The organism is Planococcus circulans (assembly GCF_020023385.1).
In the GTDB taxonomy this organism is placed as follows: Bacteria; Bacillota; Bacilli; order Bacillales_A; family Planococcaceae; genus Planococcus.
Genome location: NZ_JAIQCL010000001.1, coordinates 597768 through 620973, shown reverse-complemented (window position 1 = coordinate 620973; position 23206 = coordinate 597768). Strand labels below are relative to the sequence as shown.

25 protein-coding genes and 1 riboswitch are annotated in these 23206 nt (G+C 46.0%); of the genes, 11 read left to right on the top strand and 14 right to left on the bottom strand.

Annotated elements, in window-relative coordinates:
• Positions 1-35 precede the first annotated feature (35 nt).
• From K8U60_RS03110 to ystJ, 3 genes are all read left to right on the top strand, one after another.
• Positions 36-983, top strand: a complete 948-nt coding sequence (locus K8U60_RS03110; RefSeq protein WP_317851896.1) for a 3-hydroxyacyl-CoA dehydrogenase family protein — start codon at positions 36-38, stop codon at positions 981-983.
• Entirely contained in the window at positions 980-1744 is a 765-nt protein-coding gene (locus K8U60_RS03105) for an SDR family NAD(P)-dependent oxidoreductase (protein WP_223634249.1), read from the top strand. Before K8U60_RS03110 ends, K8U60_RS03105 begins: the two co-directional genes overlap by 4 nt.
• A 211-nt stretch (positions 1745-1955) precedes the next feature.
• Positions 1956-3194, top strand: a complete 1239-nt coding sequence (gene ystJ, locus K8U60_RS03100; protein ID WP_223634246.1) for an NADP-dependent malic enzyme — start codon at positions 1956-1958, stop codon at positions 3192-3194.
• Between the two features lie 222 nt (positions 3195-3416).
• Here ystJ and K8U60_RS03095 read toward each other — a convergent pair whose 3' ends face one another.
• The 6 genes from K8U60_RS03095 to K8U60_RS03070 all read right to left on the bottom strand — a co-directional run bounded on the left by K8U60_RS03095 (position 3417) and on the right by K8U60_RS03070 (position 10710).
• Positions 3417-4160 carry an ABC transporter ATP-binding protein gene (locus K8U60_RS03095; RefSeq protein ID WP_223634243.1) on the bottom strand — a complete coding sequence of 248 codons (744 nt, stop codon included), beginning with the start codon at positions 4158-4160 and terminating at the stop codon, positions 3417-3419.
• A gap of 1 nt (position 4161) precedes the next feature.
• Complete coding sequence (locus tag K8U60_RS03090) at positions 4162-5793, bottom strand: ABC transporter permease (protein WP_223634240.1); 1632 nt, start codon at positions 5791-5793, stop codon at positions 4162-4164.
• Positions 5794-5866: 73 nt separating this feature from the next.
• The gene (locus tag K8U60_RS03085; RefSeq protein ID WP_223634238.1) at positions 5867-6934 is read right to left on the bottom strand and encodes a Fe(3+) ABC transporter substrate-binding protein; all 1068 of its coding nucleotides are present in this window, start codon (positions 6932-6934) and stop codon (positions 5867-5869) included.
• A 344-nt stretch (positions 6935-7278) separates the two neighbouring features.
• The gene (locus tag K8U60_RS03080) at positions 7279-8385 is read right to left on the bottom strand and encodes a 5-methyltetrahydropteroyltriglutamate--homocysteine S-methyltransferase (RefSeq protein WP_223634236.1); all 1107 of its coding nucleotides are present in this window, start codon (positions 8383-8385) and stop codon (positions 7279-7281) included.
• Positions 8386-8420: 35 nt separating this feature from the next.
• The gene (metC, locus tag K8U60_RS03075; RefSeq protein WP_223634234.1) at positions 8421-9593 is read right to left on the bottom strand and encodes a cystathionine beta-lyase; all 1173 of its coding nucleotides are present in this window, start codon (positions 9591-9593) and stop codon (positions 8421-8423) included.
• On the bottom strand, positions 9586-10710 hold the full coding sequence (locus tag K8U60_RS03070; RefSeq protein ID WP_223634231.1) for a methionine biosynthesis PLP-dependent protein: 1125 nt from the start codon (positions 10708-10710) through the stop codon (positions 9586-9588). The genes metC and K8U60_RS03070 overlap by 8 nt, the downstream gene beginning before the upstream one ends.
• Before the next feature lie 75 nt (positions 10711-10785).
• Positions 10786-10889, bottom strand: a riboswitch (SAM riboswitch).
• Between the two features lie 252 nt (positions 10890-11141).
• Between K8U60_RS03070 and K8U60_RS03065 the strand changes: the two genes are divergently transcribed.
• The 5 genes from K8U60_RS03065 (at position 11142) to K8U60_RS03045 (ending at position 14374) form a co-directional block, all read left to right on the top strand.
• The gene (locus K8U60_RS03065; RefSeq protein ID WP_223634228.1) at positions 11142-11447 is read left to right on the top strand and encodes an antibiotic biosynthesis monooxygenase family protein; all 306 of its coding nucleotides are present in this window, start codon (positions 11142-11144) and stop codon (positions 11445-11447) included.
• Positions 11444-11797: a hypothetical protein gene (locus tag K8U60_RS03060; protein ID WP_223634224.1), complete on the top strand. Its 354-nt coding sequence runs from the start codon at positions 11444-11446 to the stop codon at positions 11795-11797. The genes K8U60_RS03065 and K8U60_RS03060 overlap by 4 nt, the downstream gene beginning before the upstream one ends.
• Positions 11798-11813: 16 nt before the next feature.
• Positions 11814-12470 carry a cobalamin B12-binding domain-containing protein gene (locus tag K8U60_RS03055; RefSeq protein WP_223634221.1) on the top strand — a complete coding sequence of 219 codons (657 nt, stop codon included), beginning with the start codon at positions 11814-11816 and terminating at the stop codon, positions 12468-12470.
• Complete coding sequence (locus tag K8U60_RS03050; RefSeq protein ID WP_223634216.1) at positions 12448-13215, top strand: STAS domain-containing protein; 768 nt, start codon at positions 12448-12450, stop codon at positions 13213-13215. Before K8U60_RS03055 ends, K8U60_RS03050 begins: the two co-directional genes overlap by 23 nt.
• A gap of 151 nt (positions 13216-13366) precedes the next feature.
• Positions 13367-14374 (top strand): LLM class flavin-dependent oxidoreductase, encoded by a 1008-nt coding sequence (locus K8U60_RS03045; protein ID WP_223634213.1) that lies wholly within the window; start codon positions 13367-13369, stop codon positions 14372-14374.
• 80 nt (positions 14375-14454) lie between these two features.
• Here K8U60_RS03045 and K8U60_RS03040 read toward each other — a convergent pair whose 3' ends face one another.
• The 5 genes from K8U60_RS03040 to K8U60_RS03020 all read right to left on the bottom strand — a co-directional run bounded on the left by K8U60_RS03040 (position 14455) and on the right by K8U60_RS03020 (position 18078).
• Positions 14455-14625: a hypothetical protein gene (locus K8U60_RS03040; protein ID WP_223634211.1), complete on the bottom strand. Its 171-nt coding sequence runs from the start codon at positions 14623-14625 to the stop codon at positions 14455-14457.
• 237 nt (positions 14626-14862) lie between these two features.
• Positions 14863-15705, bottom strand: coding sequence for a hypothetical protein (locus K8U60_RS03035; protein ID WP_223634208.1), 843 nt, complete (start codon positions 15703-15705; stop codon positions 14863-14865).
• A gap of 193 nt (positions 15706-15898) precedes the next feature.
• Positions 15899-16621 carry an amino acid ABC transporter ATP-binding protein gene (locus K8U60_RS03030; RefSeq protein WP_223634205.1) on the bottom strand — a complete coding sequence of 241 codons (723 nt, stop codon included), beginning with the start codon at positions 16619-16621 and terminating at the stop codon, positions 15899-15901.
• Positions 16614-17273, bottom strand: a complete 660-nt coding sequence (locus K8U60_RS03025; RefSeq protein ID WP_223634203.1) for an amino acid ABC transporter permease — start codon at positions 17271-17273, stop codon at positions 16614-16616. The genes K8U60_RS03030 and K8U60_RS03025 overlap by 8 nt, the downstream gene beginning before the upstream one ends.
• Before the next feature lie 28 nt (positions 17274-17301).
• Positions 17302-18078, bottom strand: a complete 777-nt coding sequence (locus K8U60_RS03020) for an ABC transporter substrate-binding protein (protein ID WP_223634200.1) — start codon at positions 18076-18078, stop codon at positions 17302-17304.
• 199 nt (positions 18079-18277) lie between these two features.
• Here K8U60_RS03020 and K8U60_RS03015 point away from each other — a divergent pair, with 199 nt between their 5' ends.
• Complete coding sequence (locus K8U60_RS03015) at positions 18278-18886, top strand: pyroglutamyl-peptidase I (RefSeq protein ID WP_223634197.1); 609 nt, start codon at positions 18278-18280, stop codon at positions 18884-18886.
• Between the two features lie 415 nt (positions 18887-19301).
• Here K8U60_RS03015 and K8U60_RS03010 read toward each other — a convergent pair whose 3' ends face one another.
• Complete coding sequence (locus tag K8U60_RS03010; RefSeq protein ID WP_223634194.1) at positions 19302-19961, bottom strand: HAD family hydrolase; 660 nt, start codon at positions 19959-19961, stop codon at positions 19302-19304.
• A gap of 154 nt (positions 19962-20115) precedes the next feature.
• On the opposite strand from K8U60_RS03010, the gene K8U60_RS03005 reads away from it, so the two are divergent.
• A complete protein-coding gene (locus K8U60_RS03005; protein ID WP_223634191.1) occupies positions 20116-20409 on the top strand; it encodes a hypothetical protein in 294 nt (97 codons plus the stop codon).
• Positions 20410-20576: 167 nt separating this feature from the next.
• Here K8U60_RS03005 and K8U60_RS03000 read toward each other — a convergent pair whose 3' ends face one another.
• Positions 20577-20708, bottom strand: a complete 132-nt coding sequence (locus K8U60_RS03000) for a YhfH family protein (RefSeq protein WP_223634188.1) — start codon at positions 20706-20708, stop codon at positions 20577-20579.
• A 16-nt stretch (positions 20709-20724) separates the two neighbouring features.
• Positions 20725-22326, bottom strand: coding sequence for a malate synthase A (gene aceB, locus K8U60_RS02995; RefSeq protein ID WP_223634180.1), 1602 nt, complete (start codon positions 22324-22326; stop codon positions 20725-20727).
• A gap of 211 nt (positions 22327-22537) precedes the next feature.
• Between aceB and K8U60_RS02990 the strand changes: the two genes are divergently transcribed.
• Positions 22538-23188 (top strand): LytTR family DNA-binding domain-containing protein, encoded by a 651-nt coding sequence (locus K8U60_RS02990; RefSeq protein WP_223634177.1) that lies wholly within the window; start codon positions 22538-22540, stop codon positions 23186-23188.
• Positions 23189-23206: the final 18 nt, after the last annotated feature.

The window sequence follows — 23206 nt, the reverse complement described above, 5'->3', positions numbered from 1 at the left end:
AGTTTTTTTATCAAGTAAAAGATGGAGAGGTGCAGATGATGGAGAAAGTTTCAATCCTTGGCGCAGGAACGATGGGCCATTCAATTGCCTTGTCAGCGGCATGGGCCGGCCAAATCGTAAAAGTTTTCGGAATCAATGAGCAAGATCTTAAAAATGCTGATAGAGGACTAAGTAATAAACTCAAAGTAATGACAGACAACGAATTAATCACAGTTGAGCAGGCTGAAGAAATTAAAAAAGGCATTGTCTTGACCACTTCTCTTGAAGAAGCAATTTCTAACTCCACTTTCATTATCGAAGTCATACCTGAGATTTTAGATCTGAAAAAAGATTTGTATAATCGATTGGAAAAGATAATTGGAGATGAAGTGATCATTGCCAGCAATACTTCCGGTTTCAAACCGAGTTTATTGGCTGAAGATCTGAGACATCCTGAGCGTTTTGTGGTGACTCATTTTTGGAATCCAGGACACCTTATTCCATTGGTAGAAGTGGTAAAAGGTCAGTATACGAATGAAAAAACCATTCAACGGGCAATGGAACTTTTACAAGTTATGAATAAGAAACCGATATTGCTCAATAAGGAAATTCCAGGATTCATCGGTAATCGTCTGCAATATGCTTTATTCCGAGAGGCACAGGCATTATTGGATGCTGGAGCCGCTTCAAAAGAAGATATCGATGCGGCAGTTACCTACAGTATCGGACGCAGGTTACCTGTTACAGGACCACTTATGACGGCGGATATGGGAGGACTGGATGTCTTCTCGGCAATTTCCAATTATTTGTTCGAGGATTTGGCGACAGACCAACGCTCAGGTGAAACTTTGTCAAAGCTGGTTGAAGAAAACAAGTTGGGCGATAAAAGTGGAGAAGGGTTTTATTCCTGGAATCCTGATACTTCAGTAAGGTTGAACGAAGAGCGGGAACAGATATTAATTCACTTTTTAAAAAATGATTTGAAAGTGGGGAAATCTGAATGAGCGACTATTTCTCCGAATTGAAAAACAAAACAGTCATTGTTACTGGAGGCAGTAGGGGAATTGGAAAAGACATCGCACTGACTTTCGCCAAGTTGGAAGCCAATGTAGTAATTTCCGGAAGAAATCAAACTGTTCTGGAGTCAGCACTGACCGAGCTGCAAAAGCACAATCCAAAATGCATAGCTGTTTCCGGAGATTTAAGCGATATTGTGGAAATCCGTAAACTGATTGACACAGCAGCGTCCGAATTTGGAACCGTCGATGTGCTGATTAATAATGCAGGGGTCAATATTGCAAAGCCAGCAATGGAAGTGACAGAAGAGGATTGGGACACGGTGCTGGACTTGAACTTAAAGACGGCATTCTTTGCTAGTCAGGCGGCGGGGAGGTACATGCTCGAACAACAGAGCGGGCGCATCATTAACATTGCTTCCCAAATGGCATTTGTCGGTTACATTAAAAGGGCTGCCTATTGTTCGAGCAAAGGCGGCCTTGTGCAGTTGACGAAAGCTTTGGCTGTAGAATGGGCGAGTCATGGGATTCGAGTTAATGCAGTGGCGCCGACTTTTATCGAGACTGAGCTGACTGCAAGTATGTTTGAAGATAAGGAGTTCAAAAAAGATGTCGACAATCGAATCTTGCTAGATGGTTTATCACAGCCTGAAGACATCTCTGGTGCGGTTTTGTATTTGGCTTCGAATTTGGCTAATTTTGTAACAGGTGAAACGATTAAGGTTGATGGAGGCTGGACAGCTATATAAAGATGGTTAAAAAGCAATTGGAACGATTCTGTTTTTGAGGGGATTCACAAGAGCCAGAAATTTATAGTCAGAATAAGAAAATGAACCTTGTAATGAACCTTTAACGCTTTATCCGCCTAAAGTCTGAAATTTCCCGAATTGAGCGAAAACTCTTTCAATTATTCGAATACCCTTTATAATGAACAATTATAAACAAAGGGAGATGAGGCAAATGTCTAAGCTGAAAAACGACTCGTTGCAATTGCATCGGACGCATCAAGGGAAATTGGAGATTCGGTCGAAAGTGGCAGTAGAAAACGAAAGGGACTTGAGCCTCGCTTATTCTCCAGGAGTTGCTGAACCTTGCAGGGAGATCGCTGCAGATCCAGCGAAAGTCCACGACTATACGATGAAGAGCAATATGGTTGCTGTAGTTACAGACGGTACAGCTGTCCTGGGACTTGGCAATATAGGGCCGCTGGCAGCATTGCCGGTTATGGAAGGAAAGGCTATATTGTTCAAGGAATTTGCTGGAGTGGATGCATTCCCGATTTGCCTGGATACGACAGATGCTGAAACCATCATCCAAACGGTGAAATTGCTTGAACCGGGTTTCGGCGGCGTCAACCTTGAAGACATTTCAGCCCCTACTTGTTTCATTGTGGAAGAGCGCCTGAAAAAAGAGATGGGCATCCCCGTGTTTCATGATGATCAACATGGCACCGCCATCGTTACATTGGCTGGCCTGATCAATGCATTGAAATTGGTGGGCAAGGACGTGCAGGAAACCAAAATCGTTGTAAACGGTGCAGGAGCTGCGGGGATTGCCATTGTTAAATTACTGAGTAAATTCGGCTTCGGCCATCTGATCATGTGTGATACGAAAGGTGCCATTTACAAAGGGCGCAAAAATGGCATGAATCCATATAAAGAAGAAGTGGCTGAAATGAGCAATTACGACCGCAAGGAAGGCTTATTGGCAGATGTCATCCACGGAGCGGATGTCTTTATCGGCGTTTCGGCAGAAGGTGCTTTGACTGAAGAGATGGTCAGAACCATGAACAGCGATGCCATCATCTTTGCAATGGCCAATCCGAATCCTGAAATTCTTCCGCATTTGGCGAAGCGGGCGGGAGCCAGAGTCGTGGGCACAGGACGCTCCGACTTCCCGAACCAGGTCAACAATGTATTGGCTTTCCCAGGTCTCTTTAGAGGTGCCTTGGATGTCCTGGCTACAGATATCAACGACGCGATGAAAATCGCTGCTGTCGAAGCGATAGCGGGTTTATTGGAGACAGATGAGCTGCATGAAGATTATGTCATCCCGAAACCATTTGATTTGCGTGTAGCTTCTGCAGTTGCGGCTGCAGTTGCTAGAGCAGCAATAGAGACAGGTGTTGCCCGTAAAACGATTGAAACGGATGATCTGAAGCAAAAAACGGCAAGCTTATCGGCAGCTGGAGAAAACTAAACCATACTTATATTAATAGAAGAAACCCATTCGCTGTTATCAGGCGGCTGGGTTTTTTTGCATGGATTTTGGCTGAACGACTGCAAATTTTTTTGAACGCCCACAAATCTGCCTGAATGCCCACAAATCCATTTAAACGACTATAAATGCTTCGAAATTGAAACGAATAGGAATAAAAAATAGCCAACACACCGCTGCTTACAGAGCGGGCGTTGGCTTTTTTCAGGTATACAAGAGTTCTTTATCTTCTGATACTGATGGAATACTTTGTTTTTCATTTCGATAAACATCAAGCAAATCACATGGGCGACCGATAAAGTTGGTTCGGCCATTTCTGATTTTGACAATCCGATCTGCGAGGATATGGGCATCCTTTTCATCATGCGTGACAAAAATGGAAGTGATGTTAGCTTTTTTCAGAATATCCCGCAACTCTTTGCGTATTTTCTCCTGCAGCTCTGCATCCAGATTGCTGAATGGTTCATCGAGTAAGAGAAGGTAAGGGTTTGGAGCAAGTGCTCTCGCTATCGCTACACGCTGCTGCTGGCCACCGCTCAATTGATGGGGATAGCGCTTTGCATAGCCCTGCAGTTCTACGAGCTCCAAGACTTCCTGGAGGCGCTTCTGCTTTGCAGCTTTTTTCAGGCGGAAAAGACCAAACAAGATATTGTCAGCAACCGTCAAATGAGGAAACAGCGCATAGTCCTGAAACACCATGCCGATTCCACGCTTTTCAGGCTGTACAAAATTGCGGTCATCAACAAGAACCTGATCTTGAATCGCGATTTTTCCATTAGATGGTTTTTCAAGCCCGGCCAACAAACGCAAAACCGTGCTTTTCCCACTTCCGCTTCTTCCGAGAATCGAGATCACTTCTCCTTTTTCAATCTGCAATGAGAAATTATCGAGTGCAGGAACTCTTGTATTCGGATAGGAAAAGCTTAGGTTTTCAATCGATACAAACATGTCAATCCATCTCCTTTTCCAAAAACTTATAAAAGATGACGATGGCTAAAGCACTGATGCCAACAATCAATAAAGAAGCTTGGGAAGCTTCCATGATTTTTTCATCACTTGCATACTGAAAAGCTTTTGTAGAAAGTGTATCAAAATTAAACGGCCTTAAAATCAAGGTTAACGGAATTTCTTTCAGCACATCGATAAAAACTAAGATGAAGCCACTGATAATCGCGCCTTTCATTAAGGGCATATCCACTTTGAAAAAAGTTCTCGTCAGCCCGGCACCAAGGAGGCGGGAAGCATCCTGAAAATCCGTTCCGATTTTATCATAGCCAGTCTCGATCGAACTAAAGCCGATCGCGAAAAAGCGGATGATGTAAGCAGTGATAAGCAACAGGATACTGACGCTGAGGACGAGTGTTGTATTCATGCCGGCCATTCGATAAAGCGGGGCCAGAAACTCATCCAATGCGACAAAGGCGGTTACGACAGCCACTGCAATGACTGCTCCGGGAATAGAGTAGCCAAGAACTGTCAGTTTCGGCAGCAGTTTAGCCAATCGTCCCTGAACAAGGCGGGCGAAATTGCCGACGATCAATGCGAAAATGATAATGGCTGCGGCGCTGAATCCTGCCACAAAGATGGAGTTTCTCATATAAGCCATGAAATCATCAAGTGGAATGGTTCCAAAAGTCAAAATCGTCCAATCGATCAGCTGGGCAACAGGTATGAAAAATCCTAAGCCCAGTATGGCGAAACCATAGCCAGCTGCTGCAAATGCCTTCCAGCCTGTCAGTTGGATAAGCGGAAGGGGGCGAACTTTAGTGGAAGAATAACTGTACTGCCGTCTGCCTCTCAGTATTTTTTCAATAAGTAGGATCACTATGACAAAACCCATCAAGGAAGCTGCGAGCTTAATGGATGTTTCGAGGTCGCCCAAGCCGAACCATGTTTGAAAGATTGCTGTTGTAAAGGTCTGAATGCCGTAGTATTTCACCACTCCATAATCATTCAGCACTTCAAGGACAACCAAACTGGCGCCCGCAATGATGGAAATCCGGGAAATCGGAACAACGACCTGGAAAAACGTTCGCCATGCCCCTTTTCCGAGCAACCGGGTACTCTCAATTAAAGAAGCGGATTGCTGCGACAGAAAAACTTGAGAAATGGTATAAACATATGGAAAGAGAAAAATCGTATAGATGAAAATTGCACCTGGCAGGTTCATGATGTCGAAGTGCGCCGGATTCAATGCCATGCCAAAATGCTCGCGAAGCGTTGTCTGGATCACGCCAGTATAATTGACGATGCCATGGTATGTATAAGCACCGATAAAAGGTGGAATGGAAAGTGGCAAGATCAATGCCCATTTCAAAAATCGACGGAATGGGAACTGGTATTGGGCAATCAGCCACGCCAGGCTCAGGCCGATGATAATCGTCGATACAGCAGTAGCAACAACCAAAATCACAGAATTTTTGACGAAGGACCATAGGACGAACTCTTTCATATGCTCCCAGTTTTCATTGGAGGGTGTGAGCAGGCCCGTTACAATCGTTAAGTTCGGCAAAAACAAGGCAGCGATAATAGCGATGGCTGCAACCGTCCAAACATTTACATTTGCTAATCTTCTTTGCATGTTCCTCTACACCCTTCCAATCGCAAGAAATCCCTTGCTGCTAAACACACACAGCAAGGGGACAGCATAACGATTATTTCCAGCCTACTTCATTAAAAATCAAAATCGATTTTGCATTGTTTTCTCCCAAAACAGATAATGGGATGTCCTGCTCCTCGAACTCGCCCCATGATTTCAGCAGTTCAGAAGGCTCAACTTGTGGATTTACCGGATACTCATAATTGGCTTCTGCAAACGTTCCTTGTGCTTCTGGAGCAGATAGGAACTCAAGCAGTTTAATGGCATTTTCTTTGTTCTTGGAAGCCTTGACAACTCCTGCGCCACTGACATTTACGTGGGTTCCAGTCGTTTCCTGGTTCGGGAAGAATAAGCCGAGGCTTTCTGCAACTTCCACTTCAGCCGGATCTTCAGAATTCAGCATCTGTCCGAAGTAGTAGCTATTCATAATGGCGACATCGCCGACTCCTGCAGCAATCGCTTTGGCTTGATCACGGTCTCCGCCTTCAGGGTCACGGGCGAAATTCTCCACCAGTCCTGCAGCCCATTCTTTTGCCTGCTCTTCACCATCCAGCTCGATGAATGAAGCCAATAATGACTGGTTGTAGACATTTTCGGAGCTACGGATCAATACACGGCCCTTCCAAGCATCTTCTGTCAATGCTTCGTATGTTGAAAGCTCTTCGGGTTTCACTGTGTTTTTATCATAGACAATTACGCGTGCGCGTTTAGTTAAGCCGTACCACATTTGATCAGTGTCACGGAAGTTTTCTGGAATCTGCTCGTTTAGAAGGTCACTCGACACTGCCTGAAGCAATCCATCGTCTTTTGCACGGAATAGGCGTCCAGCATCTGCAGTTAAGAATAAATCTGCTTCAGTGCCATCGCCTTCGCGTTTGATACGCTCAAGCAATTCATCTGCTTCCCCCTTGATGAGGTTTACTTTAATGCCAGTTTCTTCTTCGAATTTCTTATACAGTTCATCGTCAACATCATAATGTCTTGCAGTGTATAAGTTAACCTCAGTGCTTTCAGGCGCTTCCTCGGTAGCATCAGTTGTTGCCGGTTCGGATGCATCGCCGTTTCCGCATGCCGTTAACACAAGAAGCAAGAAAGCTAGTACAAGGTAAAAAAGTTTGTTCATAGATGTCTCTCCCTTTGTTATGTAATTGAGAAGTTAAATGAAAATCATTCTCAGTACCAATTATAGAGGGCTAATTGAGAATGTCAATCATTCTTCGTGAAGTATATTAAAAAATTTGCTTTTTTGATCAATTTCCATACAGATAATAGGTTTATATAACTAATATTGTAAATTCTTAATAGCCATTTAAAAAAGAAGTAAATCAAAGTAAAAACATTTTCGCTTCTGTGGATTTTGCCTGAACGGCACCAAATATCTCTGAACGACCACAAACGCTCAGCTGATGAATCTGAAGTCAGAACAAAGCTCTTTGCCGGGTCGGCAAAGAGCTTTGTCATCTCCATTCATCCGAAAATCTCTTTAGAAACGTCCACAATATACTTTAATTTATCCCATTGCTGCTGTTCTGTCAGTTCGTTGCCGTGATGAGTAGAAGCAAAGCCGCATTGCGGGCTGATGCATAATTGCTCAAGCGGCACAAATTCGGCAGCTTCCGCGACGCGTGCTTTGATGGATTCCTTGTCTTCCAGTTCTCCGTTCTTCGAGGTGAAGACGCCCAAGACGACTTTTGCGCCGCCTGCTGGAATATGTTCCAGCGGTTTGAATGAGCCGGAACGGTCATCGTCATATTCAAGGAAGAACCCGTCCACTTTTTCTTTTGCGAAGATCGTTGGTGCGATTAAGGCGTAGCTGCCTTCGAAAGCCCATTTCGACTTATAGTTTCCACGGCATAGATGAGTTGTCACTGTCAGATCCTCTGGCTTTCCTTCAAGTGCGCCATTGGTTACGCGAAGTGCCAAATCAATTAAATAGTCGCGGTCGTAATCGCCTTCGCTGAATGGAATCTCCGGTGAAGAAAGGCCGGCGATATAAACGTCGTCGATCTGCAGGTAACGGACGCCTGCCTGATAGAATGCCTGAATCGCATCGCGATACACATGGATGATGGCTTGTGCGTATTCTTCAATGTCCGGATAAATTGAATTATCGCGGATGCCGGCGTTGAAAAATTGGTTGGGGCTTGGAATCGTTAACTTCGGAACTGCTCTGCCATCAACGATGTCTTTGAGTTCAAGGAAATCCCTGATGAACGGATGGCTGTCATCAAAGGAGATTTCACCGGTGTTCCGGACATCATAACGCTCTGTTTCTTCGCCGGCAAATTGATAACCGGATTCTGGCACATAACCTTCAAAGCCATTGATATGCTCCATGAAATCCAAATGCCACCACGATCGTCTAAATTCACCGTCTGTGACCGCTTTTAAGCCGACCTCGATTTGTTTCTCGACGATATGTTTGATTTCCTTCGTTTCGATTTCCCGAAGTTCCTCTGCTGAAATTGCTCCAGCTTTGTAATCTTCTCTTGCTTTATGTAAGGAAGCCGGCCGAAGCAGGCTTCCGACGTGATCTGCCTTGAATGGTGCTGTGACCGTTTGAGTCGTTGTCATATGATTTTTCCTTCTTTCTCTCTAAGGATTTTTATCTAGTTAGCGATGCTCAAGCCGTTGCGGCGGGCTACTTGAGCCAGTGCCTGTGTAAGATCCTGCACGAGATCATCGGGATGTTCAAGGCCGACCGAATAACGGAGCAAGCCATCCGTGATGCCGCGTTTCTCACGTTCTTCAACAGGCATAGAGCCATGGGACATGGTTGCCGGATACGACAAGATCGACTCGACAGCGCCCAGGCTGACTGCAAATACCGGAATCCGCAGGTGTTCCACAAAGACGCGGGCTGATTTTTTATCTTTTAGACGGAAAGACAGGACAGCACCTGCACTTTTTGCCTGGCGTTCGTGGATCGGGTTGCCGGGATGGAATGAAAATCCTGGGTAATAGACTTCTTCGATCAATGGGTGGTTGTGCAAGTACTCAGCAATGGTACGAGCCGACTCGGATGACTGGCCAAGGCGGGCACCTAGAGTTTTGATGCCCTGGATCAGCAGGTAGGAATCCTGTGCCCCTAACACCGAACCAAACGTGTTTTGAATAAAGCCGAGGCGGTTTCCGAGCTCTTCATCTTTTGTGACGGCAAGCCCCGCGACGACATCGCTATGTCCTGACAGGAATTTCGTCGCGCTATGAAGAACGATATCTGCGCCAAGAGCCAATGGGTTCTGATAAAGCGGCGTCATGAATGTATTATCGACGAAAGTTAGGCAACCATTGGCTTTTGCCAGTTTTGCTGCAATCTCGATATCTGTGATGTTCATTGTCGGATTCGAAGGTGTTTCCAAGTAGACCACTTTGGTGTTCGGCTGGATCGCATTGGCCATTTCATTCAGGTCAGTCATGTTGACGAACGTATACTCGATATTGAATTTATCCAAAACCTCCGTGATGAAACGGTACGTACCTCCGTAGACATCTTCTGACACCAGGACATGATCGCCTGAAGACAGGAGCATGAAAGCGGAAGAGATGGCGGCCATTCCTGAAGAAAAAGCGAAGCCGCGCTTGCCGCCTTCAAGATTTGCGATGGTTTCTTCCAATGCCAGACGCGTCGGATTTCCGGAACGGCTGTAATCGAAGGGACCGAATGAATCTAAACTTTTCTGGTGGAATGTTGAGGACAAATAAATCGGTACATTTACAGCACCCGTCAATGGATCAACTCCGGTAGAGTGAATAAACTTGGTTTCTATGCGATCAGTCATATTCAACAACCTCCTTCTTCAATTTCGAAAATGCCTGTGTCAGATCAGCGATTAAATCTTCAGCGAGTTCAACGCCGACCGAAAATCGTAATAGCCGGTTGCAAACGCCGCGTTTAGTGCGTTCTTCAAAAGGAATATCTGCATGGGTCTGGGTGGCGGGATAGGTGATGAAGCTTTCAACTCCACCTAAACTCTCAGCAAAGGTGATGAGTTTGATATTTTCCAGGAAAGGCCCGACCCATTCCTCTTCCTGTAGACGGAACGACAACATGCCGCCTTTTCCGGGATACAGCACATCTGAAATCTCTGCTTGCTGCGACAGGAATTCCGCGATGGCTTTTGCATTTGCTTCATGCTGTCTCATGCGCAACGGCAAGGTTTTTAATCCGCGTACCAACAGCCAGGAGTCGAAGGGGGACAACACTGCCCCCACTGAGTTGTGGAAGAATGACAGCCGCTCGCAGATGCTTTCACCTTTTGCGGCAACCAATCCGGCAAGCACATCATTATGGCCGCCGATATACTTAGTGGCGCTATGGATGACAATATCCGCTCCCAGCTCGATTGGCTGCTGGAAGAAGGGTGTCAGAAATGTATTGTCGACAATCAATAGAAGATTATGCTTTTTCGCTAACGCTGCATAGGCGATCAGATCAATTTCCTGCATAAGCGGATTAGTCGGCGTTTCAATGAAGAGCGCCCGTGTATTCAACGTTATTTTTTCTTCTGTATCCTGTACATCTTTAAATTCAGCATATTTTGGATGAATATTATAGGCGGAGGCGAAATGGTCCAGCAGGCGATAAGTTCCGCCATAAATGTCTTCCGGCACCAATATCTCATCTCCCGGACGGAACAGCGACAAAATCAGTTGGATGGCAGCCATTCCAGAGCTACAGGCAAATGCGGCATCTGCGCCTTCCAGTTCAGCAAAACCTTCTTCAAGAACAGAGCGTGTCGGGTTTTTTGTTCGGGTGTAATCGTAGCCGGTCGATTGTCCAAGTCCCTGATGCTCATAAGCCGTTGATAAGTAGATGGGCGGATTTACCGCTCCTGTAGCAGCGTCGCTGCGATTGCCTATTTGAACCAATAAAGTTTCCAAGCTGTGTTTTGTCATTCCACTCATCCTCTCAACAATAAAACAGGGGCTTTTCTTCAAAAAAGAAGAAAGCCCCTGACTGGAAATGCATTCTTCTCATCTGTTAGGCGTAGCCTATTGGAATTAGCACCGTGTCTTCATCAGACTGGTTGCTGAGACTTCACAGGGCCAAATCCCTCCGTCTCTCTAGATAAGAAATATCTTATGAAGTTTATGTTGTTTCTGGTTCGATGTTTCTAATCATAAATCATTAAGCAATAGAAAGCAAGGATGAAATTTTAAATAGTTGAAATAAAAAGATAATAGATGGGAGACGCAGTACTGATGGTTGCTGAGATGACTTCGCTGAACCCTTCGGCTGTAGCTGTAAAGAACCGCGCTATTCTTTTAATTCGCTTTCCGAAGTGATATACTGATTGAATGAAATTTGTATGCAAAGGGGAAAGCGAATGTATATTGTCACCTCAACAGTGGTTGTTCCACCTGAAAAAACGCAGGAAGTCATTGGGATATACCAAAAGCGTTCACGCCGTGTGGATTTGGCGGAGGGCTTTCATTTATTCAGACTCATCCAAAACACCAAGAAGAAAAACGAATTGACCGTCCATATGGAGTGGCACACGAAAGCTGCCTACATGGCATGGGTGAAGAGCCAGGAATTCAAGGAAATCCATGATTTGGAAAAGAACTACCCAGATCAGGAACTGGCGAAAATCATTCCCACCGTACGGCAGTACGAAGTGGTAGCCGAATGAATAAAGACATCAAAAATAAAATTGCTTCCGAGACAGCTGAAAGTATATATAAAGCATATCCCACGCTGTGGGACCGTTTTGGCGATCGGGGCTTTGAACATACGGAAAAAGATAATCACCACCACCTGGATCACCTAGAGACAGCTTTCTCCTTGAACGATGAAAAGGTCTTCATCGATTACACAATCTGGCTGGAAACGGTCCTGACAAGCAGAAATGTAGAAACCGCATTGATTATCGATAATTTTGAGCGCTTACTGGAGATTCTTCCGGGGAATATAGATAAGGATGAAGAGATCTTTATGACGGGATGTTTAACGAATGCCATTGCGGTGTTGAGGCCTTCATAAAGTTAAGGAGGGTGACATGAACAGTAAATCAAAAGAACTGGCCGATCTATTCCTGGCTGGCGATGAAAAGCAGGCCTTGCAATTAGTCCAAACATATTTGGAGAACCATACTAAAGATGAGCTTTACCAATTGGTTCTGACGCCTGCCATGTATTGGATCGGAGAACTATGGGAAAAAAATATCATTACTGTGGCGGACGAACATTTAGCAACTGCCATCTGCGATTTTGTTGTGTCGGTAACGGAAGTTCGTCGGCCAGCTTTAAATTCGCATAAAAAGAAAGTGATGGTTCTGGGGCCGGAAGGCGAAGACCATTATATCGGGTTGAAGATGGTGTCTTCCTTATTTAAGGAAAACGGGTGGGAGGTCCAATACTTGGGACCGAATTTACCGCTCGATGCCGCAATCGACTCTGCAAACCGCTGGCAACCTGAAGTTATCGCATTATCAGCAGCACTCGCGTATCGACTGCCTATTTTAAAGGAATATGCTGTAGCTTTCAGAGCTCTTGATTTTAAGCCGACTATCATCTTAGGAGGACGGGCTGTTTCACTGGCAAATTGGCCAGCTTCCGAACCTGAAGGGACAATCATCGTAAAAGAATTGGATCAATTGAAAAAATGGATCCAGACTGGAAAGGAACCTGACAATGACTTCAGTATCTCGATTTGATGAATGGCCGCTGCCCGCTTTTAAATTGAACAGCAAACTGTCAATTGTGGAATGTTCTGAAGAAGCCAGGAAGTTATTTGGCGACTGTTCCGCGTTCCTCGATTTGCTTGATGAGGGCAGCAAGGATAAGGCACGCAACTTCCTTTCCAGCAATCAGTCTGCTGAACCGCTTGAATTGAATTTTGTTTCTGCGGACAAGAAATTATTTCTGGGGGATGTCTACAGCAAATGGGCCAGCGATTTCTGCTTGAACCTTGTGCTGGTGCCGAAGGACAATCGGCTCCTTGAAATAGCCGGCCAGTTGCTGAGTCTTCGTACACGGCTGCAGGAAACTAATTATGATCTGCTTCTTGAAAAGGAGCGGACCGAAGAACTGCTGCTGCAGGTACGGCAGCTATCCGCTCCTTGCATCAACCTTGGAAAGAAGCATGTGCTGATTCCGCTGTTCGGTGATCTGGACCCCCGCAAAATTGAAGTGATCCGTTTCCATATATTGAACCAGATTTATGAAACAGATGCTGAAACAGTCATCATGGATTTCACTGCCATGGACAAGCTTGAGCAGGAGGGCGTCGATTATTTGAAATCTCTGATGCAGACTTTCCAGATCATGGGTATCCATGGGATCGTAACAGGAATAAAACCACAGCACGCCCAACAGCTTCACCATTTGAAGACAGGACTCGACCTGCATTTTGTCTCTTCTCTGCAGACGGTTTTGGCTTCACGGAAGCTTCTTCAATAGAACCAGTTAGAAGCCGAAGCGGATTGCTTCGGCTTTTTTTGTGGCTAGGTTAGCATCTGCTAGTGGCGCTTGCGCTTTTCGTTGATGAGCAGAAAAAAGGACGGTTCAGTTAAATATCGATACAATGGAAAGGATAGGAGTGGAAGTAAACATGGCAATTAAGAAATTTGAAAATATACCATTGGCTGTGCTGGATTTGGCACCGATCAATGAAGGTTCAGAAACAGCGCAGGCGTTTAAAAACAGTGTGGAATTGGCTCAGCACGTTGAAAAATTAGGGTTCAACCGTTACTGGTTGGCTGAACACCACAATATGCCGGGCATCGGCAGTTCAGCAACATCGGTCCTTATCGGACATATTGCTGGGGCAACGGAATCGATCCGTGTGGGTTCCGGCGGCATCATGCTGCCGAATCATGCCCCACTTGTCATTGCGGAGCAATTTGGGACGCTTGAAACCATCTATCCGGGACGCATCGATTTAGGATTAGGCCGTGCGCCAGGCAGTGATCAGGCGACCGCCTATGCACTCCGCCGTAACTTGCAGAGCAGTGGAGATGATTTCCCTCAGCAGGTGGCCGAGCTGGAAAACTACTTCTCAGAAAATCCGGTAGGGCGTGTCCGGGCTTATCCCGGAACCAACTTGAAGATTCCACTTTGGCTGCTGGGATCAAGTGGGTTCAGTGCACAGCTTGCGGCACTCAAAGGTCTGCCGTTTTCATTCGCCAGCCATTTTGCGCCGGATTATATGATGCAGGCGCTTCAGCTGTATCATCAGAACTTTAAACCATCTCCGGCTTTGGCGGCGCCTTACGCGATGCTGGGCGTCAATATCATTGTGTCAGAAACACAGGAGCGGGCTGAATGGCTTGCGACTTCTTCTCAGCAGCAGATGTTTTCGTTGATGAGAGGGGAGCCGACGACATTCCAGGCACCGATCGATAACCTGGAAGAAGTTTGGACGGATCGTGAAATTGCGATTTTCCGTGACAAATTGGATTCTGAATCCATGATTGTCGGAACACCGGATGTCGTTAAACAAAAACTGAAAAACTTTATCCAAAAAACAAGGGCCAACGAAGTCATCGTCAACTCGCCGATTTTCCATCAGGAAGATCGCCTGCGGTCGTACGATTACGTGGCTGAAATGATGGACTAAAGAAAACCCCCGTTCTCAGAGCGGGGGTTTTCTTGCATAAAAAAATCACCTCTCCCATGAGGAGCGGTGATCATCCGGCATCAATGAAGATCTTTCGCCTTGTCTTCTTCACGCTGCCGTTCTTTTGGAACCTCGTCTTCTTCATAGGCTGCATAATCAGGTGCACCTTCGCCAATCATATTCAGAACCGCATTGAAATCGTCGTCTAAACGAAGTTCAGCTTCTCGTGGATCGAGTACTTTGCGTTCCATTATGACCAACCTCCTTCTATTTATACTAAGCAGCCATATGGCAATAAAGACGGAATCTATCTTACTTACAGTATACAGATTATTCTGTTAAAAGAAAAGGGAAGGTGCTCGGAATTCTGATGGCCATTTGCATGAATCATGCCCTTAGCTTAAAGTGTTCGGTTGGAGTGAAATGTCCATTCTTTTGCCTGCATGCAAAAACCGTTGGAGCACCAGCTCCAACGGTTTTTTTCAGTCTCATTGCTGAGTGACTTCTGCATTCAACATCATGGATTCAAAGAACGGGGAAGGCGAGGTTTCATTCCATTCAAGGGAAGTGAGATCTGCCGTTCGCTTATCAATATAGCCATATGCAAGTTCGGTTCGTGGGTCGTCCGTCAATTCTAGCTTGACGTACGGCCCTTCCGGCGTCAGCCAGTTTAATTGGGACAGCCGGTTTTCAAGTGAAAATCCGATCCACTCATCTTCAGTTTCTTCTGTTTCAAATAAAGGTTCCTGTGCGGCCATAAGCCATGTCTGGCTCGAGTGTTTAGGAGGCAGCCACAGGTTTTTCGACAATACGCCTTCTTCTGCTGCAAATTCCGAAATTTCATGGCGCAGTTCCCGTACCCATTCACCGTTGCCGAGTTGCAGGCTGCGGGATACATAGACATTGCCGATCAGAATTTCGCTGTTTTCCGTTGTGAAGACTCCATAAGGATTGGTGGTAGGATCTGAACCGTAAATTGCTTCATCAAGTCTGACGGCCGGTTCTGGATTCCAGGACTTAAAGTCGGCGTCTTCCAGATTGTTGACGTTCATCGAAAATGTATAAGGGATCCAGCCGGTATTTTTGATTTCTTCAAAAATGATGGACGTGCCGTTTTGGAGCGACCGATCAACCAATGTATAGGTTCCAACGTCGAGTCCAAGAAAGGTCATATTATAAACCTGTGTATGGTCCGCACCACTCTCACTGACTTCAGGTTCGCTGAGTGTAATGAAAGTCGGTTTTTCAACAGTTAACGACACATTGTTTTCTGAGTAAAGTTCAACTTCATTTTTTAAGAACATGACGGCTGTAAAGACGATCAGCGACATGAAAAATATGACTCCGAGTAAAATTATGATTTTTCTAAACACATTGTCCACCTCTGTTTTCTGCATGTATGCCAAATTTGATTATAACATGGCAGGATAGGGAGCAGACTGTCCATATTTGAGCATCAAATGAACAAATCCAAGTGTGGAGAAATGCCTATCCATAAAAAACAGGCATCCCTTAGGACACCTGCTACAAGACTTTATCCAGAAAATCTTTGGCGCGTTCGGTTTTCGGATTGCTGAAGAACTCGGCTGGCTGGCCTTCTTCGACCAGTACACCGTGGTCCAGGAACAGGACACGGTCTGCGACTTCACGGGCAAAGCCCATTTCATGCGTCACCACAACCATCGTCATGCCGGATTTCGCCAAATCTTTCATGACATCCAATACTTCTTTGACCATTTCGGGGTCGAGTGCCGATGTCGGTTCATCAAACAGCATGAGTTCCGGTTCCATCGCCAAGGCGCGCGCAATTGCGACGCGCTGTTTCTGGCCGCCGGACAGGCTGTTCGGATAAGCTTCTTCTTTTTCGGACAGTCCAACGCGTTCCAGCAGGATCCGGGCTTTTGTTTCCGCCACCGCTTTTTTGACGCCTTTCGCTTTCATCGGTGCATACGTCAGGTTTTCAAGTACCGTCAAATGTGGGAATAAATGAAAATGCTGAAACACCATGCCGATTTGCTGGCGGATTTTATGGATATTGTTTTTTGAAGCCGTCAAGCTCTTGCCGTTGATTTCGATTGTGCCGGAAGTCGGGGTTTCCAGCAGATTCAAGCAGCGCAGGAAAGTCGACTTTCCTGAACCGGAAGGGCCGATGATCGATACCACTTCACCTTTCGTGACGGCAGTAGAGATGTCACTGAGTACTTCATTGGTGCCAAATTTCTTATACAAGTTTTTTACATCAATCACTTTGTTTCAGCCTCCGTTCGAAAACTCTGCCGATCATCGTTAAGCCCATTACCATGCACCAATAAATAAGACCGACAAATAACAGGGGTTCGAAGTTGCGGAACAAGTCCGAGCCAACGACTTGCGCGCGTCTCATCAAATCGAGATAACCGATGGTTGAGACGATGGCGGATTCTTTTGTTAAGGTGATGAACTCATTCATCAAAGCTGGCAGGATATTTTTCAGAGCCTGAGGCAAAATGATGTCTTTCATCATGGAACGGTAAGGGACACCAAGAGCTTGCGCCGCTTCCATCTGCCCTTTATCGACTGCCTGGATGCCGGCACGGATAATTTCCGAAATATAAGCGGATGAATTCAGTCCAAAAGCCAAGATGGCGGATAGAAATGCCGAGATATCATATCCAGTCAGCTGAGGAGTGGAATAGTAGATGATCATCAATTGGAGGATCAGCGGTGTTCCACGGAAGATGGACGTATAAGCGCCGGCAAACCATCGCAACGGTTTGATGCTGCCTATTTTAAACAGAGCCAGCAGAGTTCCAAGAATGGCTCCGAGAATGATCGCAAAAAATACAAATTTTAAAGTAGCCCATATCCCTTCCAGCATGAAAGGGATATAAGGAATGATTTGTGAGAAATCCAGGTTCATCTATTACATCTCTTTTCTAAAGGTAATTTTACTCTTCGTCAGTCAGCCATTCTTCCTTCAACGCATCCAACTCGCCGTTTTCTTCCATTTCGGCAAGTACGCCGTTAATGTCTTCGACAAGGTCACTGCCTTTCGGGAAAGCGACAGCCATGCCTGGTGAAGAAGTGGTAGGATCATCGAATGCGCCAAGATCCTGTGCTTCGATATAGCCCATAGCAACTTGCTTGTCCATGTATGCAGCATCGATGCGACCAGAAAGGATTTCCTGGATCAATGCACCAGAATCGTCCAGTGCTTTCAATTCAAAATCGATGCCTTCATCTGCAATAATGCTTTTCGCGCCTTCCTCTTGGATCGTCCCAAGCTGGACGCCGACGGATTTGCCTTCCAGTGATTCAAGTGTAGTAAGCTCTGAGCCTTTAGCTGTCAGGAACATTTCGCCAGAATGGTTGTATTCTGTGGAGAAATCAACATTTTCTCTACGGGAGTCAGTTGCGGACATACCGGCAATGACCATATCGACTCGGTCATTCTGCAAAGCGCCGACCAAGCCGTCAAATTTCATGTCCGTAATTTCAAGTTCATAGCCGAGTTCATCTGCAATGTGATTGGCCAGGTCAATGTCGAATCCGACAATCTCGCCTTCTGGATTACGTGATTCAAATGGAGGGAATTCTGCGGATGTGCCCATTTTCAACACTTCTTTTTCTTCTGAAGATCCTTCACTCGCGCTGTCACTGCCGCAAGCTCCTAATAATAATGCAGATGATGCGAATAAAGCGATGAATGGTTTTTTCTTAATCATGTATGTTTCCCCCTAATTTATGTATGTTTATTCATTAGAATGAATTTTAACACAGTGATAAGACTTTGAGAAGTTTTTTTCATAATAAGGAAAAAGTTTATATTTTCAGATAGTTCATCCTATGCTTCAGCCGCTTTGGGCATGGATGATAGGAAACAGCAAAAGAGTTGTTTATAATGGAGCAGTAAGGAGTGATGGGATGAAGAAATTATTATTGACGGGCTTTGAACCATTTTTGGATTATACAGTCAATCCGACGATGAAAATAGTCGAAGAGCTGGATGGTGCTGTAATCGGCAACTACCATATTGTCGGGCGGATTATGGCGGTGGACTTCAATTCCTCGGGAGCAGCATTGCTTGGTTTTATTGAGGAAGAGAATCCCGATGCAATAATTTCTCTTGGACTTGCAGCAGGGCGCTATAAGATTACGCCAGAGCGTATTGCGATCAACGTCAAGGACGGGGCAGTCGATAACGAAGGCAATAAACCAGTCGACGAACCGATTTGCGAAGAAGGGGAGCCGGCATACCTGTCTACGCTGCCCATCCGGAAAATGGTCGAGAGCCTGCTTGCAAATGGTCTGCCTGCGACGATTTCCAATACGGCGGGTGCATATCTATGCAATAACGTGATGTATGAAGGCCTGCATTACGCTCATATGGATAAACCCGGACTGCCTTCAGGTTTTATCCATATCCCGGCATCACATGAGCTGGCAATCCAGCATGGACGAATTCCGAGCTGGTCCCATGAAGATTTGGTGAAAGGCGTTCAAATCTGTATTGAAGCTTTAGACGAGGAATGAAAAAAGCGAATCGCATAGGCGATTCGCTTTTTCAGGCTGTCGAGAAACTTCTAACAAGCCGTGGTTTTCCGAAGCTTACCGCTCGCTTTCCGCGGGCTCGCATCCAAGCCTCCTCGTTCGCTTTGCTCTCTGCGGGGTCTCGGCCGTCTCGCTTTCCCGCAGGAGTCGAGCGGACGCTTCTCCTAACCACTTCATGAACGCTTTCTTCTTTGAATGTAGCGGAAGGCGGCGAAGGGCAAAGATGTGCTCCTGCATCGCTACGCTAGCTTCGTCGCAAACGAGCCAGGCAAAGCCCGACTCGCTTCCAACGCGAGCTGGAGCCACTGGACTGAGCAGAGTGGCAGAAGCGGCAGAAGCCGTGCCCCTGGAACGCGTCCGCCTAGAGCGAAATGTAGTAAGAAGACTTTTTAACATACTAAATGATTTCCCAGTTGCGCTGTGCGGCGACGGTCCGCAGCCGAGGTTCAGGCTGCACGGTTACCGGATGTCCGACGAGTTCGAGTACAGGCAAGTCCGAGTGGCTGTCACCGTAGGCATAGCTGTTGGCCCAGTCGATGTCCTGGCCTTCTAAGGCTTCTTTGATTTTGATTGTTTTCAAAGGACCTTGAATATGGGAGACGGGCGTCCGGTGATCCAGAATATTGTTTTTATAGAGGATCTCCGTCCCGATAATGGTCTTGATCGGCAATTGTTTCGTGACCGCGTGAAGCAGCGGGGTGAAAGCGCCGGATACGAGCATGACGTAATCGTTGTTGGCTACGTGGTTTTTTAGGCGCTCGACGACATTCGGGTTCATATCGCCGTGCATCCGATCCGCAATCTCACCGAAGTACTGTTCAAGCTCACGTTGTGTGAACGTCTCCAGCGCAGACAGGTAAGCCTGAACAGAGCGTTCGCGCATCTTTCGCTCCGGATAGATTTTCAGCTTGTGGCCGATATAGGGCGGCATGATAGCCCGGTAAAATTGGCGGTAGCGTTTACTGTGCTCGGGATGGTTCTTCAAATGATCCATCATCAGCTGGAAAGTTTCCTTCGAATACAAAGTTCCATCAAAATCAAATATGGCTACACGCAAGGCGATCAACTCCGGTTTCTGAATTTTTTTCTGCTGTTTCCATCATAGCGGAAATTAAGGCCTTCTTCCAGCGAATGGCAAATGCAGGTTTATGGATTTTCCTCTGCAGGGTATAGAAGCAGAAGTGAATGATTAAGTTACTGGAGGTTTTAGAATGGAAAAGCAGCGCATCACAGTGGGCTACGTCGAATTGACACAGGAAGAGTCGGACCGGCTATTCGAAGAAGTAAAGAAAGACAAAGATATTGAAAACTATAAAGAGCTTCAGGGATTGATGGATGATTACGATTCCGTGATTATTGAACCCGAAGCACGTCCGCTCGACGAAATCCTCGATGGAGACGAAGCAACCGATGAGCCCGAACAAGGCGGCACGCGTTATATCGAGGTTTTCAATAAACTCGAAGAGGATACCCGTTACCGTTTCAAATCATCCAATCAGGAATAAATTCAGCCGCCCAAGTTGTGACTCGGGCGGTTTTGTTATGGATCAATATCCTGATGGGGAATTTTTTGATCATTTGTCTGCACTCGATCATTAATTCCCTGAAATATTAAGCATTTCTCCGATCAATAAAAAAGGACAACCCATAACGGGTCATCCTCTCTTCAATTCTATTCTTCTGTGTTTCCGATGCAGCGTTCGCATTCATAGATGATTGACTCGCGTTGCTCTTTGATTTCGCATCCGCATTCCCGGCATTCCTTTTTTGAACGAGTTTCGTAAGTTTGTGTGTTTTTCATCATGATCTCCTCCAATAGGTTAGTTTAGTATTTCGTACCCAGGCAGTGTCAGGAATTCAGCAAAATCACTTTGCAAGGTAAGGTTTGTAAACAACTCGCGGGCTTCCGCGTAATTTCCGGATGAGTATCTTTCTTCGCCAACCGCTTGTTGGATCTTGGCGGCTTCTTCTTCGATGACTTCATGGAATAACGAAATATCGATTTTTCGGCCATCATCCAAAATTCCTTTCGGATGGCGAATCCATTGCCACACTTGAGAGCGTGAAATTTCAGCAGTCGCAGCGTCTTCCATCAGGTTATTGATGGGAGCGGCACCGTTGCCTGACAACCAGGAAGCGATGTATTGGATGCCTACTGAAATATTAGAGCGAAGGCCGTCTTCGGTGATCGTACCCGTTGGAACTTCAACCAATTGCTCAGCAGTTACCTGGACATCTTCCCGTTTCTTATCGATTTGGTTAGGAGTCGGCATATGTTCGTCAAATTGTTCCATAGCGATCGCAACCATTCCAGGATGTGCAACCCAAGTGCCGTCGTGGCCGTCAACCGCTTCCCGGCGTTTGTCTTCCGCAACTTTTTGGAACGCTGCAGCGTTGGCTTCGTCGTTTCCTTTTACCGGAATCTGAGCAGCCATGCCGCCGAGTGCTGGTGCATTGCGCTTATGGCAGGTCTTGATGCACAGCTGTGTGTAGGCTCGCATGAATGGAACGGTCATCGTCACCTGTGAGCGATCCGGGAAAATGTATTCCGGCAGGTTGCGCATTCGTTTGATGACACTGAAAATATAATCCCAGCGACCGCAATTGAGGCCGGCAGAATGATCACGCAATTCGTAAAGGATTTCATCCATTTCAAATGCAGCCAGGATGGTTTCGATCAACACTGTTGCACGAATCGTACCTTGTGGAATTTCCAGTTCATCTTGTGCAAAGATGAAAACATCGTTCCAAAGGCGTGCTTCCAAATGGCTTTCCAGTTTAGGGAGGTAGAAATAGGGACCAGTTCCACGGGCAATCAATTCCTTCGCGTTATGGAAGAAGTATAATCCGAAGTCGACGAGACTTCCGGAAATTGGCTGTCCGTTAATGTGGATATTCTTTTCCATCAGGTGCCATCCGCGTGGGCGAACCATGAGGACAGCAGTCTTTTCATTCAACGCATATTTTTTGCCGGTTTCTGGAGCTTCAAAGTCAATTTGGCGGCGAACTGCATCACGTAAGTTCACCTGACCGTCAATGACGTTGAACCAATTGGGTGCAGTGGCATCTTCCAGGTCTGCCATAAACATTTTAGCTCCCGAATTCAAGGCATTGATCAACATTTTTCGGTTGGTCGGGCCCGTAATTTCCACGCGTCTGTCTTTCATGTCCTCCGGAAGAGGTGCGATGGTCCAGTTATTTTTTCGGATATGCTTCGTCTCAGGCAGGAAGTCGAGTTTCTTTCCTCCATCGATTTCCTTTTGGCGTGCTTGGCGCTTTTCCAGAAGTTTGACTCGGCGCTGATCGAAATTATTATGCAATTTTTCAATGAAGTCCAAGGCTTCAGGAGTTAAAATAGTCTCCATTCCCGGTACTTCTTCACCTTTTATAGTCACAGTCGATTTTGTCAACAAACAAATCATCCCTTTCTGAGAAAAAAGTTTCAAGCAACTGTATTAATACAGTTTGTTTTGATGTATATTAATATATAACAGAAAATTCTAACTGTCTTGCAAACAGGACGAAAAGGAGTATTCAGCGACAAAGACAGTTATTTGGCGATAAAGCTCAAAGGGAGAGTTATCCGCCGCTGATCTGTATAGGAGAACAACACATTTGGAAGGGGAGTCGGGGATGGAGAACAGTATGTTGGAGCAGATGGGGTTTATCATTGGGGATTGGATTCCGAAAGAAGCATCGATTGCGATCGCGGTTGAAGGCAGCTACACCTACTATAAAGCGGGGGTGCACGACCTGCAGATTCAGGAAGGCCAACCGGTGCTTCCTGGCAGTATCGCAGCGCGTGCTAAAAAGGAAGGGCAGCGGATCGAAATGTTCGTCGAGGAGTCGATTTTGGGCACAGCCTATTATGGTATCGGTTATCCCATCAGGCTTGGTGATAAAGAAGGGGTGTTGGTGATCATCTTGCCGCCCGATTATCTGGTCCGCAAGAAACAGCCGATCCGGTTTCTGACAGGCAAAATCGATGAAGCATGGCGGCCGGTTCCGGTGGATATGGTTTCCCATATTGAAAGTAGCCAAAAGAAAACCTGGTTTTATACGGATAACGAAACCTACTGCTCCATCCATACGCTGAAAAATTTGAAGCATCAATTGCCCGACAGCTTCCTGCCGGTCCATCGTTCCTATATCGTAAATATCAATTATATAGAAGAGATCTCCCGGGACATTGCATCGAATTATCAACTGACGCTTAGGGACGGCTCGATTTTGCCGGTCAGCCAAAACTATACGGCGAGTGTCAGGGAGCGGCTTGGATTTTAAAATTTTTATCAGATACAT

Bases quoted from the DNA above. Each gene is read 5' to 3' on its own strand.
- K8U60_RS03015 (WP_223634197.1), top strand. From the start codon at position 18,278: ATGAAGAAATTATTATTGACGGGCTTTGAACCATTTTTGGATTATACA.
- K8U60_RS03040 (WP_223634211.1), bottom strand. From the start codon at position 14,625: ATGGAACGCAAAGTACTCGATCCACGAGAAGCTGAACTTCGTTTAGAC.
- K8U60_RS03070 (WP_223634231.1), bottom strand. From the start codon at position 10,710: ATGACAAAACACAGCTTGGAAACTTTATTGGTTCAAATAGGCAATCGC.
- K8U60_RS03105 (WP_223634249.1), top strand. From the start codon at position 980: ATGAGCGACTATTTCTCCGAATTGAAAAACAAAACAGTCATTGTTACT.
- K8U60_RS03055 (WP_223634221.1), top strand. From the start codon at position 11,814: ATGAACAGTAAATCAAAAGAACTGGCCGATCTATTCCTGGCTGGCGAT.
- K8U60_RS03035 (WP_223634208.1), bottom strand. From the start codon at position 15,705: ATGTCGCTGATCGTCTTTACAGCCGTCATGTTCTTAAAAAATGAAGTT.
- K8U60_RS03085 (WP_223634238.1), bottom strand. From the start codon at position 6,934: ATGAACAAACTTTTTTACCTTGTACTAGCTTTCTTGCTTCTTGTGTTA.
- K8U60_RS02990 (WP_223634177.1), top strand. From the start codon at position 22,538: ATGGAGAACAGTATGTTGGAGCAGATGGGGTTTATCATTGGGGATTGG.
- ystJ (WP_223634246.1), top strand. From the start codon at position 1,956: ATGTCTAAGCTGAAAAACGACTCGTTGCAATTGCATCGGACGCATCAA.
- K8U60_RS03080 (WP_223634236.1), bottom strand. From the start codon at position 8,385: ATGACAACGACTCAAACGGTCACAGCACCATTCAAGGCAGATCACGTC.
- K8U60_RS03025 (WP_223634203.1), bottom strand. From the start codon at position 17,273: ATGAACCTGGATTTCTCACAAATCATTCCTTATATCCCTTTCATGCTG.
- aceB (WP_223634180.1), bottom strand. From the start codon at position 22,326: ATGATTTGTTTGTTGACAAAATCGACTGTGACTATAAAAGGTGAAGAA.
- K8U60_RS03020 (WP_223634200.1), bottom strand. From the start codon at position 18,078: ATGATTAAGAAAAAACCATTCATCGCTTTATTCGCATCATCTGCATTA.
- K8U60_RS03090 (WP_223634240.1), bottom strand. From the start codon at position 5,793: ATGCAAAGAAGATTAGCAAATGTAAATGTTTGGACGGTTGCAGCCATC.
- K8U60_RS03095 (WP_223634243.1), bottom strand. From the start codon at position 4,160: ATGTTTGTATCGATTGAAAACCTAAGCTTTTCCTATCCGAATACAAGA.
- K8U60_RS03005 (WP_223634191.1), top strand. From the start codon at position 20,116: ATGGAAAAGCAGCGCATCACAGTGGGCTACGTCGAATTGACACAGGAA.
- K8U60_RS03000 (WP_223634188.1), bottom strand. From the start codon at position 20,708: ATGATGAAAAACACACAAACTTACGAAACTCGTTCAAAAAAGGAATGC.
- K8U60_RS03110 (WP_317851896.1), top strand. From the start codon at position 36: ATGATGGAGAAAGTTTCAATCCTTGGCGCAGGAACGATGGGCCATTCA.
- K8U60_RS03050 (WP_223634216.1), top strand. From the start codon at position 12,448: ATGACTTCAGTATCTCGATTTGATGAATGGCCGCTGCCCGCTTTTAAA.
- K8U60_RS03060 (WP_223634224.1), top strand. From the start codon at position 11,444: ATGAATAAAGACATCAAAAATAAAATTGCTTCCGAGACAGCTGAAAGT.
- metC (WP_223634234.1), bottom strand. From the start codon at position 9,593: ATGACTGATCGCATAGAAACCAAGTTTATTCACTCTACCGGAGTTGAT.
- K8U60_RS03045 (WP_223634213.1), top strand. From the start codon at position 13,367: ATGGCAATTAAGAAATTTGAAAATATACCATTGGCTGTGCTGGATTTG.
- K8U60_RS03065 (WP_223634228.1), top strand. From the start codon at position 11,142: ATGTATATTGTCACCTCAACAGTGGTTGTTCCACCTGAAAAAACGCAG.